This window comes from Candidatus Competibacter phosphatis (genome assembly GCF_012939995.1).
Lineage (GTDB): Bacteria > Pseudomonadota > Gammaproteobacteria > Competibacterales > Competibacteraceae > Competibacter > Competibacter phosphatis.
Genome location: NZ_SPMZ01000051.1, coordinates 1 through 14186 on the forward strand (window position 1 = coordinate 1; position 14186 = coordinate 14186).

The following is a 14186-nucleotide window of genomic DNA, read 5'->3' on the forward strand; positions in this document are numbered from 1 at the left end:
TCACTTCGCGGAGATCGACTTTACGGGGCCGACCTTAGTCGTATAAGGATCGGCTTTTTTTAAAATCGGCTCCAAGATTTCCCATTCTTCATCTGTCAAATCACTGGGATACCTCTTACCAGGAATTTCTTTTGGCCAAGCCATGCAGCACCTCGAATAGAATCTCTGAAATTAAAATAAATCGCCGGATTTTGGCTTATTTTATCAAAAATACTATAATAATATCAATGTGTTAGTTTTTGTACAGCTTCTAAGAGAGCTTGCGCATGCTCGCCTCGGCCCGGCGTCGCGCGGTCACGTCCTGTCCGACGATCACCAAGCCCGCGACAACGCCTTCGGCGTCGGCAAATCCGGAGAGGTTCCAAAGCAAGATATGCTCATCACCGTTCAAGGCCTGGATGGTGCTCTCAAAGCTTTGCGGGTTCCCCAGCAGCGCGCCCCAGTCGCTGGTCACCGGTAAGGCGCTCGCGAAGTTGGCGGCCACTGGCTCACCTCTGCGCAAGGAAAAAAACCGTTCCGCAACCGGATTGAACTCGACCACCCTAGCCTTGCGGTCCAGCACCATGATGACACTACCCGCCGCGTTGACCAGGGTGCGAAACCGCTCTTCGCTGTTCTGCAAGTCCCGCAGAGTCCAACTGGCACGCAAGATATACCGCACTCGTTGGTGCAGAACCAGCCACTGGATCGGCTTGGTCAGAAAATCGGTCGCTCCAGCCTGATAAGCCTGTTCGATGGATTCGACGTCATCCAGGCCGGTCACCATGACGATCGGCAAAGTCCGGCCTCCCGCCAAACTCCGCAATGCGGCACAGGTCGCAAACCCGTCCATACCCGGCATCACCACATCCAGCAATACCAAATCGGGCTGGTGTTGCTGGAAAACCTCAAGCGCCTGCTCACCGCTACCGGCCTGCAGAATGGCGAATCCACCTTGCTGGAGCGAAGCACCGGCCAGCAAACGTTGGCCTTCGTCGTCATCCACGATCAGAATCGATGATTGCCTGATTTGTCCCATCGCCCCTTCTTGCGAATCGCTCCCGTTGGAGATGGCTTTATCGATTGGTTTCACGGAAATTATCGTCCCTCATGCTCTTGCGCCAGTTGCCCCCGCAACGCAACCTGAACCAGGGCGAATTCCTGCTCGATGGCCACCACATACGCCATCGCGTCCGGTACTGGCCCCGCCCGCGCCATCGTTTCCAACTCCTTGCACAAGCTCTGTATCCGCATTGCCCCCACATTGGCGCTGCTGGACTTTAGAGTATGCGCCACCGTTCGCAACCCTTCACGCTCTCCAAGCTTCGCCGCGCCGCGCAATTGCTCCAACAGGGTCGCGGTATTGCCCTGATACAAATCGGCCAGCCGCGCCATCAATCCCGGCGAGCCATTGCGTTCCATCCTGCGAATGCTTTCCAGCACCGCCATGTCCAGTGCCACCGGCAGGTTGTCGGAGATCACCGCGGCAGGCGCGGCGGGTCGCGTCTCGCCAACGGGCGCCGTGTCGATATCCGGCTCGCTCGCCGCCTCATCATCCCTCGTTCGCTCGAATGCCGACAACCAGCGCTTTAGCACCGTTACCAGTTCTTCCCTGACGAACGGCTTGCACAGATAATCGTCCATTCCAGCCTCCAGGCAACGCTCCCGATCGCCGCGAAGCGCATGCGCCGTTACCGCCACGATAGGCAGGCGCGGCGCGTTTTGCGAACCGGCGGCGCATTCGCGTGTCCGTATGACCGCCGTAGCTTGGAAACCGTCCATGACCGGCATCTGGCAATCCATCAGCACGACATCATAGGCTTGCTGGGCGAGTCGATCGATCGCTTCCTGGCCGTTGCCGGCGATATCCACCGTACAATCCATTAAAGCCAACATCGTTCTCGTCACCTTCTGATTGACCAGGTTGTCCTCGACGACTAGAACGCGGGCACCGGGGAAACGCAAGCGCTGCAACGCGACCGGGCTGTTTTTTTTCCCTTGATCGCGGACGACCGGAGTCCGCCTCGCCGAGCAGCTTGCACAAACACTTATACAACACCGCCTTGCGCACGGGCTTATGCAAATGACAGGCTCGCAACTGGCGGGCCTTCTTGTACTGATCGCCTCGGAACATCACCGAAGTCAACAAAATCAGATGGGTATCGCGCAGTCGTGATTCATTGCGGATGGCCAGCGCCAGATCCAGTCCGCTCATCCCGGGCATGATCCCATCCAGCAGGGCGACCACATAGGGATCATCGCCCTGGCGTGCGTCGCCCAGCAAGCGCAAGGCTTCAGCGCCGTCAACCGCGCCGTCGCTGCGCATGCCCCAGGCATCGAGCAAGTGATGCAGGATTTCCCGGTTGGTCCGATTGTCATCCACCACCAGCGCACGCATGCCCTTGAGATCGCACAGTGGCTCGGCTCCCCGCGCCACCACCTCATTGACCGCACGCTTGAATTCCAGGTCAAACCAAAAATTCGAGCCTCGGTCAACGATACTGTCCACGGCGATCTTGCCCCCCATCATTGCCACCAGTTGCTTGACGATCGTCAAGCCCAAACCGGTACCGCCGTATTTGCGGGTGGTGGAACCATCGGCCTGATTGAAAGCATTGAAGATATTCTGCCGCGCCTCTTCGGGAATACCGATCCCGGTATCGCGCACCTCAAAGCGCAAGCGATAGGCAACGGCGCTCTGTTCGAGCACGGTCACTTGCAGGACCACTTCACCGCGTTCGGTGAATTTGATCGCGTTACCCAACAAATTGCCAAGGATTTGACGTAAACGAACGGGGTCTCCAAAAACGGCGATCGGTTCTGGCGGGAGCGAGCAGGCCAGTTCCAGATCCTTACGCTGTGCTTGTTCGGCGAACAACGTCACCGTTTCCTCAACCTGTTCCAACAGATTGAAGTCAATGGATTCCAGTTCCAATTTACCGGATTCGATCTTGGAAAAATCCAGTACATCGTTGATCACGTTGAGCAGACTAACGCCTGATTGGTGGATGATGCCCACAAAATGGCGTTGCTTGGCTTGCAACTCGGTTTCCAGCAATAAATCCACCATGCCCAGAACACCATTCATGGGGGTACGAATTTCGTGGCTCATATTGGCCAGGAATTGGGATTTTGCTCGACTCGCGGCCTCGGCCCGTTCCTTGGCCACACTCAATTCCGCAACCAAATCGCGTAATTCGTCGTTGGCGGCGGAAAGATCGAGCGTACGCGCCGCGACCTCCGCTTCCAGGCCCGCGCTGTAATGGGCCAATTCAGCGTCGCGGTGCTGAATTTGCGCCAACATGTCATTGAAGCCTTCCACCAACGCACCCAATTCGTCGCTGCTGGAACGCGGTACTCGAACGGCATAATCGCGGGTCTTGGCGATGGCGTGCATGGCATTGCGCAATTGCAGAATCGGCACTGAAATCACCGCCTGCAACCGGGCGGCTAGCAGCGTTGCCAGCGCCAATGAAGCGACCAGTAGTCCGATGATGATCCAGTAATAGCGGTGCAGGTTTTCGCTCAGATCTCGCAAATCCGAGAAAATCTCGATATAGCCCAAAATCTGGCCGTCCTGTCGGATCGGCCATTTAACCGTCAGCATTCGATCCTGGGTATCGAGCAATCCAGCTTTGCCGGAAGTTTCCTGCTTTTTGTATTCGCCCTTGAGCTTTTCTTGCCACTTCCGAATTTGGTTTCGTTGCCGATCCGTCAGTCCCGTGGCCCAGTACTCGACCAGTATTTCCTCTTGAGGATCTTCGATCACGGTATACAGCACATCGGGCTTGGTACGCAGCACCGCGAGATTTTGTTCAGCGGCCTTGAGGTCGTTGAAGAGCAGGGCGGAAGCCGTGTTGGCGCCGATAACGTTGGCCAGCGTCACGAGTTGAGCCTGGGCGACCCTGCGCTGGGAAAAGGTTTCGTTGACGATGAGCGCCACACTGACCGCCAGCAATACCAGGGTGCTGGTCAACAGCATGACCGTCATTAATTTGTTTTTTATCGACAGCTTGTCAAAGGTGACCATAAGTTTTCTCCGCCGCCTTAGTCCACGATGGTGGCCAGCTTGAGCAACTGCGAACTCAGCTTAAGATTGGCCTGACGGGCAACGGTGATGTTGATGTTAAATCGGATGTGCTGCTCGGACTCAAACAAACCAATCATGCCGCCGGCTTGAGCAAAGCCGCCGATATCGCTGACGGTCAGTATGGGCAGGCGAGCAAGCTCTGCCAACACGGCCTTGAATCGTATTTGTTCTGACTGTCCCATGAAAACGACGTTGCATCGATCAAGACCGGTCGCCGTTGGCATATGACGCACCTCCACCGGACGACCTTCCACTACCTTATCACGGAGCGCCTCCAGCGCGGTGCCAAACGGATTCTCGCCGGCAACACAGATCACCAAGGGCGAATCGCTTGCGAGAAACACCTCCGGCGGCCACTCGACGAATTTGGCGAAGTTGTATAGATAAGCGGCCTTGACGGCGTACTCATCGAACCTGCTGGCCCCGGCATCGCTACCCAGCAGCGAACCCACCAGCAACATCATTGCCCAAACCCCAAGCCAATAAGACCATGAATCTCTCAGGCGGCGACGCTCGGAGCCAAGCATCGAAGCCTTGCCACCAGTCCTGCTCATACCCGACGATTTCGACGTGGGTGGAGACTTCAGAACGACCATTTCATCTGGCCGTAAAGGCTACGTTGGATTTCAACCGGGAACGTGTAGGCCTCCTGCACAAACTCAAGATGATCTTTATCCAACAAATTGGCGCCTACCAGCGAAAGCTCAAAATCCTTGTGAGGTCGCCATCCCAAGCGCAAGGTCAAACTAAAATAAGGATCGATCTTGACGTTTCCGAGTGGGGAAAGGGTGCGCATCATGCCATCGAAATTGACGTAACGCCCCCATGCATCCAAGCTGAGATCGTTCTGAAAATTCCAGGAAGACAACAGCGAAACCTGATGTAGGTTGCCACTATTAAACAGAGACAGATCATCGTATCCCTTGATATCCTGATGTAAATACGAGTAGGCAAGTTGCAACCGCCAATCCTGAACCGGGCGCCAATCCGCCGCCAATTCAAATCCTGCGTTATGGCCGGACGCGGAGTTCTGCAATTTGAGCGGCACCACCAAATGAGGAGGAACTACTTCGGTTTCCACAAACGGCGTTCCGGGAACCGAGCTGACCACTTGATCATATTCGTTGTAGAAGGCGGTCGCATCCACGGAAATTTTCTCAGCTACTCGCCCACGGTAGCCAACTTCGTAAGCGAAAAGTCTTTCAGCTTCGAGCTGGTCGTTTCCGAATAATGTAATCAGTGTCGGCAAATTTCCCGTCGACGGCGATGGCGGCAAGACATACAAGTTCGTTTGCACGTCCTGCTCGCCACGCGAAGGGGTGCGGACAGCTCGCGATATCGCCGCCCATAGACGATGATTTGGATGCACCGTCCATAGCATACGGATGCTGGGCTGCCATTCCCAACCCGTGTAGTCGTTATGCTCGATCTTAATACCAGCCGTCAGCCGCAATTGCTCCGGAATCAGGTCGACTTGATCCTGGACAAAGGCGCTGAACAATTCCGTCGTTGCGCTGTTGGGATCGACGGTCGCCAGGATGGTATCGGTGAAGCGATCCCGATTGCGCCGATAACCAGCCCCCCAAACGATTTCCTGTCGATCGTCCAAGGCGAAATTAGCCTGGAAATCCAAGTCAAGCGTATCTGTGTCCGCAATGTAAAGCAGTTCTTCGCGGTCCGCATACTGGTAATACACTTGAAGTCCCATCTGCGATGTCGCGGAATACTGATGCTCCCAACGCGCCTGCAAGCTGCCACCCGTGGCCTCGGCATTGATCTTGGCCAATTGCCGCTCGGAATACGGCTGAACGAAAGTGGGTGCCACCAGATTCTGCTCGAAGTTTCCCTGATAATAGTCACCCTGCACGGCAACCTTGTCTTGGGCCGACGGTGCCCAATCCAGACGGAATCCACCTTTACCAATATTCCAGTCATCACCCGCGTCGCGATTGTCTGGGGTTAGCGAACCATCGCGCTCGGTGAACTGCCCGTAAACCCGATACTGGGCGTTATCATTCAGTTTGTCGCCATAGCGAACTCCGGCGATGCGCCGCTCTTCGTTACCGGCGGTCAGCGTCACCAATCCACCTTGGGTATCTTGGCTATTCTTGGTGATGATATTGATCACACCGTTCACCGCATTGGCGCCCCACAGGCTGCCGCCAGGACCGCGAATGACTTCGATCCGCTCGACATCGGGCAGGAACAGATCCTGAATTTCCCAATACACACCGGAAAATTGTGAATTGTAGACTGAGCGGCCGTCGACCAGAACCAACAGCTTGTTGGCAAAACGGCCATTGAAGCCGCGAATGGTAATAGCCCAACGGCTGGAATCGATGCGGGCCACTTCCACACCTGGCGCGAGTCGCAATGCTTCCATGACATTGGTGACTCCCGACCGCCGGATGTCTTCGGCGGAAATGACGAAAACCGCCGCCGCCGTGTCTTGTAAGGCCTGTTCCACCTTCGTCGCCGATACTACCTTCACCCGCATCAAATCCTCGATGCTGAATTGGGTCAAATCTGGCGTGGCGGCGCTCGCTGGACCGGCCGCCATACCCAAACAAACCAAAACCATCAACGATGGCGCGATCCCATCCATCTCATACGATTTCATTGAATGATCTTTATAATTTAAAATGGATTTTGGTGAATTTTAAAGGATGCTAGAATGACCATTTTATCTGGCCATAAATACCGCGCTCCACCTGCTCTGGGAATGAATAGGTTTCCTGTACGAATTCTATATGTGACGGCCCCAGTAGATTGGTACCCGTCAGTGATAGCTCCAAATCCTTGCGTGGCCGCCAGCCGAGGCGGGCATTCACGCTGAAGTAAGCGTCAACAGATGCCGTATGCGCCAATGTGCCGATAATCAGCTCGGGTATCTCATCCACATAATATAGCCACAGATCGAATTCCAAATCGTGGCGGATATCAAAACTGGACCGCAGTGAGATTTGATGATGAGGCTGCGAACCTTCTTGAAAGACTGGAATCAGTTCGGAATACCCTGGTTTGTTTTGAAATTTCATCCGCAGATAAGAATAAGCCAATTGCAATCGCCACCAATCCATCGCCTGCCAATTGGTTGCCACTTCAAAACCATAGGTCTGACTCTGCACCGCATTGACGAACAAATCAGGAACCAACAGGTAACCATCCCCCTGAATAATCAAATCATTCCGTCGTTCCAAGGCGTGCAAGTCGTCATAATTGTTATAAAACATGGCGACATCCAGCGACAACTGTTCGGCTGGCCAAGTCCGATACCCTAGTTCGTAGGCTGTTAATTTTTCCGAGACAAACTCAGAGTTGCCCTGAAAAAAAAACCAGGACGGGTAGATTGATGGGCGATTGAGGCGGCGCTGCCACCACGTTGAGTATCCCGCCGTTATCAAACCGAGAAGGTGTGCGTACGGCGCGGGATACGGCTGCCCATAATCGATGTTTCGCATACGGTGACCACAACAAACGCACGTTCGGTTGAAACTCCCAACCAGAAAAATCATTGTGTTCTAGCCGAGCACCCACAGTCAATTCGAGTTCATGGGGAATCAAATCGATTTGATCCTGAACGAAAGCGCTGAACAAATCGTAATCAAGATTGGATGGAATCATTGAACCCAGCATCGCCTGTCGATAAGCGTCGCTGTAGCGACGATACCCCAATCCCCAAATCAGCTTATTCTGTTCGTTTAGTGCAAAAGCGTGCTGAAAATCCAGATCGAAAGTATCGACATTAAAGTCAAGCATCGCATCTTGACGTTGTTGATTCTGGTAATATATCTGCAAGGATAAACGCGAGGTATCCGATAAGTCTCGTTCCCAGCGACCTTGCAGGTAACCACCCGATCCCTGGGCTTTGTCCCGCATCAGTTGCGAGAAGGGTGACGTCAAGGAAGGCACGAAAAAATTCTGTTGCAACGACTCGTCAAAAAAGACCGCCATACATGGAGAAGCTATCCCGATCCGATGGCGACCAATCGAGTCGAAAACCACCGCTGCCCAGACGCCAATCGTCTTCGGCATCCTGTCCCTGAGCATCCAGCAAGCCATCCTGGTCGAGGAATTTGCCATAGAGTCGATAATGGGCGCTATCACCCAACTGACCGCTGTAGCGCAACCCAACGATGGTGTTCTTCGGATTGCCTGCGGTCACGCTGATCAGGCTTTGGGTATCCCTGGCCGATTTAGTGATGATATTGATGACACCGTTGACCGCATTCGCGCCCCACAGGCTAGCTCCTGGTCCCCGGATGACTTCAATACGATCGATGTCTTCAAGCAACAGATCCTGGATTTCCCAGTACACGCCAGCGAAGGCTGGAGTGTAGATCGACCGTCCGTCCACCAGCACCAGCAGCTTGTTGGCGAAACGTCCGTTAAACCCTCGAATGGTGATTGCCCATTTGTTGGCGTCGATCCGCGCTACTTGCACCCCTGGCGCCAACCGCAATGCGTCTGGAATACCAGTCACCCCACTGCGGCGAATATCGTCCTGAGTGATGACAAACACTGCTGATGCGGTGTCTTCCACGGCTTGTTCGACCTTCGTCGCCGATACCACTTTAATCTGCATCAGATCTTCGTATATCGAAATGGGATGCAAATCGGGCACGGCGGTCCATCCCAGGCTCACCGTCACCGTGCACCCGATGACCAGCATCACCGAAGCCCTATAGACGTTCCCGCATACCATCGCACTGTTTCCCCGAACGATAATGCTTTACTTAACATATTGAGCACTGAGGAAAACCGTATAATTATCCTAAAAAATAGTTAGTTAACGTTTGTCATCTTATCAAGCCATGGATGTGGTTGGGTCTAAAATGAATACTTTACTCTCATGGCGCCAGGGTAAACCCATCGGCACATACCCACCTCAGCAGGCACTCGGTGGTTGGGCGCCTGACGCAGATGTCGTTTTGTGCCTGTCAAAAAAAAAAGCCCGCGCGGGGCGGGTTTTTTTTGCTCATGAAAACGGTATTGATGAGAGCCGCATTGTAAATTCCGGTAGCGCGAGTGGCTTTTTCGCGATCATCGCCGTCGAGGCCACATGTGTTCACACGCCACGCCGCGCGGGTCCTGTTCCCGATTTAAACGGACCCACAGCACATCCCGAACCACCTGCTGGTGTTCCGGCTGCAATTGACCACTTGAATTGGCGGAGAGGGCGGGATTCGAACCCGCGTGGGGCGGCTAAGCCCCCATCCGATTTCGAGTCGGCGCCGTTATGACCGCTTCGGTACCTCTCCGGGAAGAATCGCTTGGAGCGAACGCGGAAGAGCTTTATATTCTACCGCATGGAGCAGTTTTGCCAATCCCCATGTGTAATCCCCGCCAGCTTCCGGTCGCGACAACCAGTGAGCGGGGAGGACCCTTGCCTGCCGTACTGACACGATGAAACTGGCCATCCCTACCGCCGACCCCCATTTCCCGGACGACCCACCAACGAGCGACGACGGGCCGGACTCCGAAACGATCGGAGCGGTCTTGCTATCGGGCTTTCTCAGGTGGCTGCGGCACTTTGCCATTTACATGGGCGCGGTCCTGGCTGCCTGCGCGATCGGTTTTTTCTTTCTCTGGCAAATTCCCATCGTGCATGAATTACCGCAATTGCTCAATAATGGCGAGGGAGTTTCCAGTCTTCTCGCGGCGGCGACGCCAAGCTCCCGACCGCCCACTCGGCCACGGGACACTCCTTCCCAACCAACCGCCGCCCCCCGTCGCGCCCACGGATTCGTCGCCCGCTTCCGCCACGAATCCCGCCGGCGACCCCCGACATACCCCCCGACCACGCCGGACCCTCAACCGGACGCACCGGATAGCCCAACCGCATCCACCGACACGCCGGCCACGCCTCCCGTCGAAGAAATCGCCCCTCCCCCAACGCCGCAGGCGGAAATCGAACAGTTGCTCGCCGAGGCTCAGCAGCAGATGGACAGCCGCCGGATCACCGCTCCCGCCAGCGGCAACGCCCTGAATACCTACCGGCATGTGCTGGAACTGCAGCCTGAAAACCCGGTGGCGCTTGCTGGCATCCAGCGCATCGCCGCCTACTATCAGAATGCGGCGGAACAGAGCTTGCGGCAGGGACAACCGGATGAAAGCCTGGCTTACCTCGGCCGTGGGCTGCGCGCCGCGCCCAACGATCAAGCGCTGCTCAACCTGCGCCGCGAAGCTCAACTGGCCAAACAGCGAGAACAGGAAGCACAGAAAGAACAAGCCTTGCTGGAAGAAGCACGCCGCCAACAACAGGCTGAACAACAGCAGCGGGAAGAACTCCAGCGGCGCGAGATGGAAACACAACAGCCCTGGTGGCAACAACCACCCAACTATCAAAACAGCAGCGGTTTCAACCAACGTTAAGTGTGGAGTCCTCGCCGGTCGCGGGCTTGATCCGGCGAGCACGAAAGAATTCCCGCAATAGCAGCCCGCATTCCTCGGCGAGCACGCCACCCATCACCACGCACCGATGGTTGAGCCAAGGCGATTGCAGCAGATCGAACACCGTGCCCGCCGCGCCGGCGCGTGGATCGGTCGCGCCGAACACCACCCGCGCCACCCGCGCATGCACGAGAGCGCCGGCGCACATCGGACAGGGTTCCAGCGTCGCGTACAGCGTGCTGTCCACCAACCGGTAATTACCGGTTCGCTCCGCCGCCGCCCGTAGCGCCAGCACTTCGGCATGGGCGGTCGGATCGCAGCCACCGATCGAGCGGTTCCAGCCCTCGCCGATCCTCTCGCCATCCCGCACCAGCACCGCTCCGACCGGCACCTCGCCGGCTGCTGCCGCTCGCCGCGCCAGATCCAACGCTCGACCCATCCAATACCGATCCTGCTCGGCACCCGATGCCTGGCTCTCTGCGTCCATGTTCCTGCTCCACGAACCCGCCCATGCCCGGTGCGGGATTTATTCCCACTCTATGGTGGCCGGCGGCTTGCCGGACACGTCGTAGACCACCCGCGAGATACCGCGCACTTCGTTGATGATGCGCCGCGACACCAAATCCAAAAATTCGTAGGGTAGATGCGCCCAGCGGGCGGTCATGAAATCCACCGTCTCGACCGCGCGCAAGGCGATCACGTAATCGTAGCGACGACCATCACCCATCACTCCGACCGACTTGACCGGCAGGAATACCGCGAAGGCCTGACTGACTCGGTCGTATAAATCGTGCCGGCGCAATTCCTCGATGAAAATGTGATCAGCTCGGCGCAGCGGCTCGGCATAGTCCCCGCGCACCTCGCCCAAAATGCGCACTCCCAATCCCGGTCCCGGGAACGGATGGCGGTAAACCATTTCGGACGGCAGTCCCAATTCCACCCCCAAGCGACGCACCTCGTCCTTGAACAGCTCTCGCAGCGGTTCGATCAGCTTCAGCCGCATCGCCGCCGGCAGGCCGCCGACGTTATGATGGGATTTGATGACATGCGCCTTGCCGGTCTTGGCGCCGGCCGATTCGATCACGTCGGGATAAATGGTGCCCTGAGCCAACCATTGCACATCGCGCAAGCTGGCCGCCTGCTCTTCGAAAATCGTCACGAACAACCCACCGATGATCTTGCGCTTCTGCTCGGGGTCGATAATACCGGCCAAGGCGCTCAGGAAACGCGCCCCGGCGTCCACCCGAATCACCCGTACCCCAAGATGCTGACCGAAGGTCGCCATCACCTGATCGCCCTCGTGCAAGCGCAGCAGGCCGGTATCCACGAATACACAGGTCAACTGGCTGCCGATGGCTCGATGCAACAGCGCCGCCACCACCGAGGAGTCCACCCCGCCGGACAGCGCCAGCAGCACCTCGTCGTCGCCCACCCGCGCACGGATGGCAGCAATGCTGTCCTCGATGATGTTGCCGGTGGTCCACAACGGCGCGCAGCCGCAGATATCCAACACGAAACGCCGCAGAATGCGCTCGCCCTGGCGGGTGTGCGTCACTTCGGGATGAAACTGCACCCCGTACCAGCGTCGATCCTCGTCGGCCATGCCGGCGATCGGACAGGTTGCGGTGCTGGCGATGCGGGTGAAACCGGGCGGCAAGCCGACCACCTGATCACCGTGACTCATCCACACATCCAGCAGGCCGTAACCTTCCGGGCTGGCGTGATCCTCGATGTCGCGCAGCAGGGTGGAATGGGCGTGGGCGCGCACCTGGGCGTAACCGAATTCCTGATGGTCGGCCGATTCCACCCGACCACCCAACTGTACCGCCATGGCCTGCATGCCGTAGCAGATGCCCAGCAGTGGCGTGTCCAATTCAAGGACGGCCTGGGGAATGCGTGGGCCGTCGGCCACGGTGGTCGATTCCGGGCTGCCCGACAGGATGACCCCTCGCGGGCAAAACTCGCGCAAAGCTGCCGGGTCGGCGTCGTAGGGTTGAATTTCGCAGTAGACGCCAATCTCCCGCACCCGGCGGGCGATCAGTTGGGTGTACTGAGCACCGAAGTCGACGATCAGAATGCGGTCGAGGTGGATGTCGCGAGCAGTCATGTTCAATCCACCCGGTAGTTCGGTGCTTCCTTGGTGATGCTCACGTCGTGGACGTGACTTTCGCGCATCCCGGCGCTCGTCACCCGGGTAAACGCCGGTTTGACCCGCATCTCGGCGATATCCCAACAACCGACGTAGCCCATGCTGGAACGCAAGCCACCCATCATTTGATTGATGATGGCCAACACGCTGCCCTTGTAGGGCACCCGACCCTCGATGCCTTCCGGCACCAGTTTCTCCACCGCGCTGCCCTCCTGAAAATAACGATCGCTGGAACCGTGCTGCTGGGTCATGGCGCCGATCGAACCCATGCCGCGGTAAGACTTATAGGACCGCCCCTGATAGAGTTCCACCTCGCCGGGCGCTTCCTCGGTGCCGGCGAACAAGCTGCCGATCATGACCGAATGGGCACCGGCGACGATGGCCTTGGCCAAATCGCCGGAATAGCGCACGCCGCCGTCGGCGATCACCGGCACGTCGCAATCGTGCAGCGCCTCGGCGACGTTGGCCACGGCGCTGATCTGCGGCACGCCGACCCCGGCGATGATGCGGGTGGTGCAGATCGAGCCGGGACCGATCCCGACCTTGACCGCGTCCGCGCCCGCCTCCACCAGATCGCGGGCGGCGGCGGCGGTGGCGATATTGCCGCCGATCACCTGCACCTGGGGAAAATGCTGCTTGATCCAGCGCACCCGATCCAACACGTTGCGGGAATGGCCGTGGGCGGTGTCCACCACCAGCACGTCGACGCCGGCGCCCACCAGGGCCGCCACCCGCTCTTCGGTGTCGCCGCCGGTGCCCACCGCCGCACCGGCGCGCAAGCGCCCCCATTCGTCCTTGCAAGCCAGCGGGAAGTCGCTGGATTTCTGAATGTCCTTCACCGTGATCATGCCGCGCAACTGGAAGCGATCGTTGATCACCAGCACTTTTTCGATGCGATGCTTGTGCAGCAGGGCGACGATTTCCTCGCGGCCCGCGCCTTCCAAGACCGTCACCAACCGTTCCTTCGGGGTCATGACGGCACTGACCGGCGCGTCCAGGTTGTGTTCGAAGCGCAGGTCGCGGCTGGTAACGATGCCGGTCAGATCCTCGCCGTCGACCACCGGCACGCCGGAGATGTGGTGAGCGCGAGTCAGCGCCAGCACTTCGCGGATGGTGGCGTTCGGTCCGGTGACGATGGGGTCGTTGATGACTCCGGTCTCGTACTTTTTCACCCGCCGCACTTCTTGCGCCTGTTTCTCAACCGGCATGTTCTTGTGGATAATGCCGATACCGCCCTCCTGGGCCAAGGCAATGGCCAACCGCGACTCCGTGACCGTATCCATCGCCGCCGACACCAATGGGATATTGAGGCTGATCGTGCGGGTCAATTGGGTCTTGAGGCTGACATCCTTGGGCAGCACCGTGGAATAGGCCGGCAGGAGCAGGACATCATCGAAGGTCAGGGCTTCTTGAACGATTCGCATGGCGGGACCTCAAGACTTAGCGAAAATAAACGGATTAGTGTATTCCACAACACTCGACCGGTAAACAGAAATTTGGCCAAACCGATCAGGATCGCCGCACTGTCGGCGTAGTCACTCTCGAAACGCCTTCGACACTCAACAATAAATCCAT

At 57.4% G+C, this 14186-nt stretch carries 13 protein-coding genes and 1 tRNA gene; 1 reads left to right on the forward strand and 13 read right to left on the reverse strand.

Annotation, left to right across the window (positions count from 1 at the left end):
• From E4P82_RS15660 to E4P82_RS15705, 10 genes are all read right to left on the reverse strand, one after another.
• Complete coding sequence (locus E4P82_RS15660; RefSeq protein ID WP_169249089.1) at positions 1 to 144, reverse strand: hypothetical protein; 144 nt, start codon at positions 142 to 144, stop codon at positions 1 to 3.
• 106 nt (positions 145 to 250) lie between these two features.
• Complete coding sequence (locus E4P82_RS15665) at positions 251 to 1072, reverse strand: ATP-binding response regulator (protein ID WP_169249762.1); 822 nt, start codon at positions 1070 to 1072, stop codon at positions 251 to 253.
• 5 nt (positions 1073 to 1077) lie between these two features.
• The gene (locus E4P82_RS15670; protein WP_312915336.1) at positions 1078 to 1875 is read right to left on the reverse strand and encodes a response regulator; all 798 of its coding nucleotides are present in this window, start codon (positions 1873 to 1875) and stop codon (positions 1078 to 1080) included.
• On the reverse strand, positions 1793 to 4009 hold the full coding sequence (locus E4P82_RS15675) for an ATP-binding protein (protein ID WP_169249764.1): 2217 nt from the start codon (positions 4007 to 4009) through the stop codon (positions 1793 to 1795). Before E4P82_RS15675 ends, E4P82_RS15670 begins: the two co-directional genes overlap by 83 nt.
• A 17-nt stretch (positions 4010 to 4026) precedes the next feature.
• Positions 4027 to 4533: a TOL_0243 family YfiR-like periplasmic protein gene (locus tag E4P82_RS15680; protein WP_169249765.1), complete on the reverse strand. Its 507-nt coding sequence runs from the start codon at positions 4531 to 4533 to the stop codon at positions 4027 to 4029.
• 119 nt (positions 4534 to 4652) lie between these two features.
• Positions 4653 to 6689: a TonB-dependent receptor plug domain-containing protein gene (locus E4P82_RS15685; protein WP_169249766.1), complete on the reverse strand. Its 2037-nt coding sequence runs from the start codon at positions 6687 to 6689 to the stop codon at positions 4653 to 4655.
• Positions 6690 to 6738: 49 nt separating this feature from the next.
• On the reverse strand, positions 6739 to 7473 hold the full coding sequence (locus E4P82_RS15690) for a TonB-dependent receptor domain-containing protein (RefSeq protein ID WP_169249767.1): 735 nt from the start codon (positions 7471 to 7473) through the stop codon (positions 6739 to 6741).
• Complete coding sequence (locus E4P82_RS15695) at positions 7382 to 8023, reverse strand: TonB-dependent receptor domain-containing protein (protein ID WP_169249768.1); 642 nt, start codon at positions 8021 to 8023, stop codon at positions 7382 to 7384. The genes E4P82_RS15690 and E4P82_RS15695 overlap by 92 nt, the downstream gene beginning before the upstream one ends.
• Positions 8007 to 8741: a TonB-dependent receptor plug domain-containing protein gene (locus E4P82_RS15700; protein ID WP_246327630.1), complete on the reverse strand. Its 735-nt coding sequence runs from the start codon at positions 8739 to 8741 to the stop codon at positions 8007 to 8009. Before E4P82_RS15700 ends, E4P82_RS15695 begins: the two co-directional genes overlap by 17 nt.
• A 496-nt stretch (positions 8742 to 9237) precedes the next feature.
• A tRNA-Ser gene (locus E4P82_RS15705) sits at positions 9238 to 9330 on the reverse strand.
• 145 nt (positions 9331 to 9475) lie between these two features.
• Here E4P82_RS15705 and E4P82_RS15710 point away from each other — a divergent pair.
• Positions 9476 to 10444 (forward strand): tetratricopeptide repeat protein, encoded by a 969-nt coding sequence (locus tag E4P82_RS15710; RefSeq protein WP_169249770.1) that lies wholly within the window; start codon positions 9476 to 9478, stop codon positions 10442 to 10444.
• On the opposite strand, the gene tadA is transcribed toward E4P82_RS15710, so the two are convergent.
• Genes tadA through guaB form a run of 3 tightly spaced genes read right to left on the reverse strand, consistent with a single transcriptional unit; the run spans position 10431 to position 14035 of the window.
• Positions 10431 to 10949, reverse strand: coding sequence for a tRNA adenosine(34) deaminase TadA (gene tadA, locus E4P82_RS15715; RefSeq protein WP_169249771.1), 519 nt, complete (start codon positions 10947 to 10949; stop codon positions 10431 to 10433). The genes E4P82_RS15710 and tadA overlap by 14 nt on opposite strands.
• Positions 10950 to 10988: 39 nt before the next feature.
• Entirely contained in the window at positions 10989 to 12569 is a 1581-nt protein-coding gene (gene guaA / locus E4P82_RS15720) for a glutamine-hydrolyzing GMP synthase (protein WP_169249772.1), read from the reverse strand.
• 2 nt (positions 12570 to 12571) lie between these two features.
• Positions 12572 to 14035 carry an IMP dehydrogenase gene (gene guaB, locus E4P82_RS15725; protein ID WP_169249773.1) on the reverse strand — a complete coding sequence of 488 codons (1464 nt, stop codon included), beginning with the start codon at positions 14033 to 14035 and terminating at the stop codon, positions 12572 to 12574.
• Between the last annotated feature and the right edge of the window lie 151 nt (positions 14036 to 14186).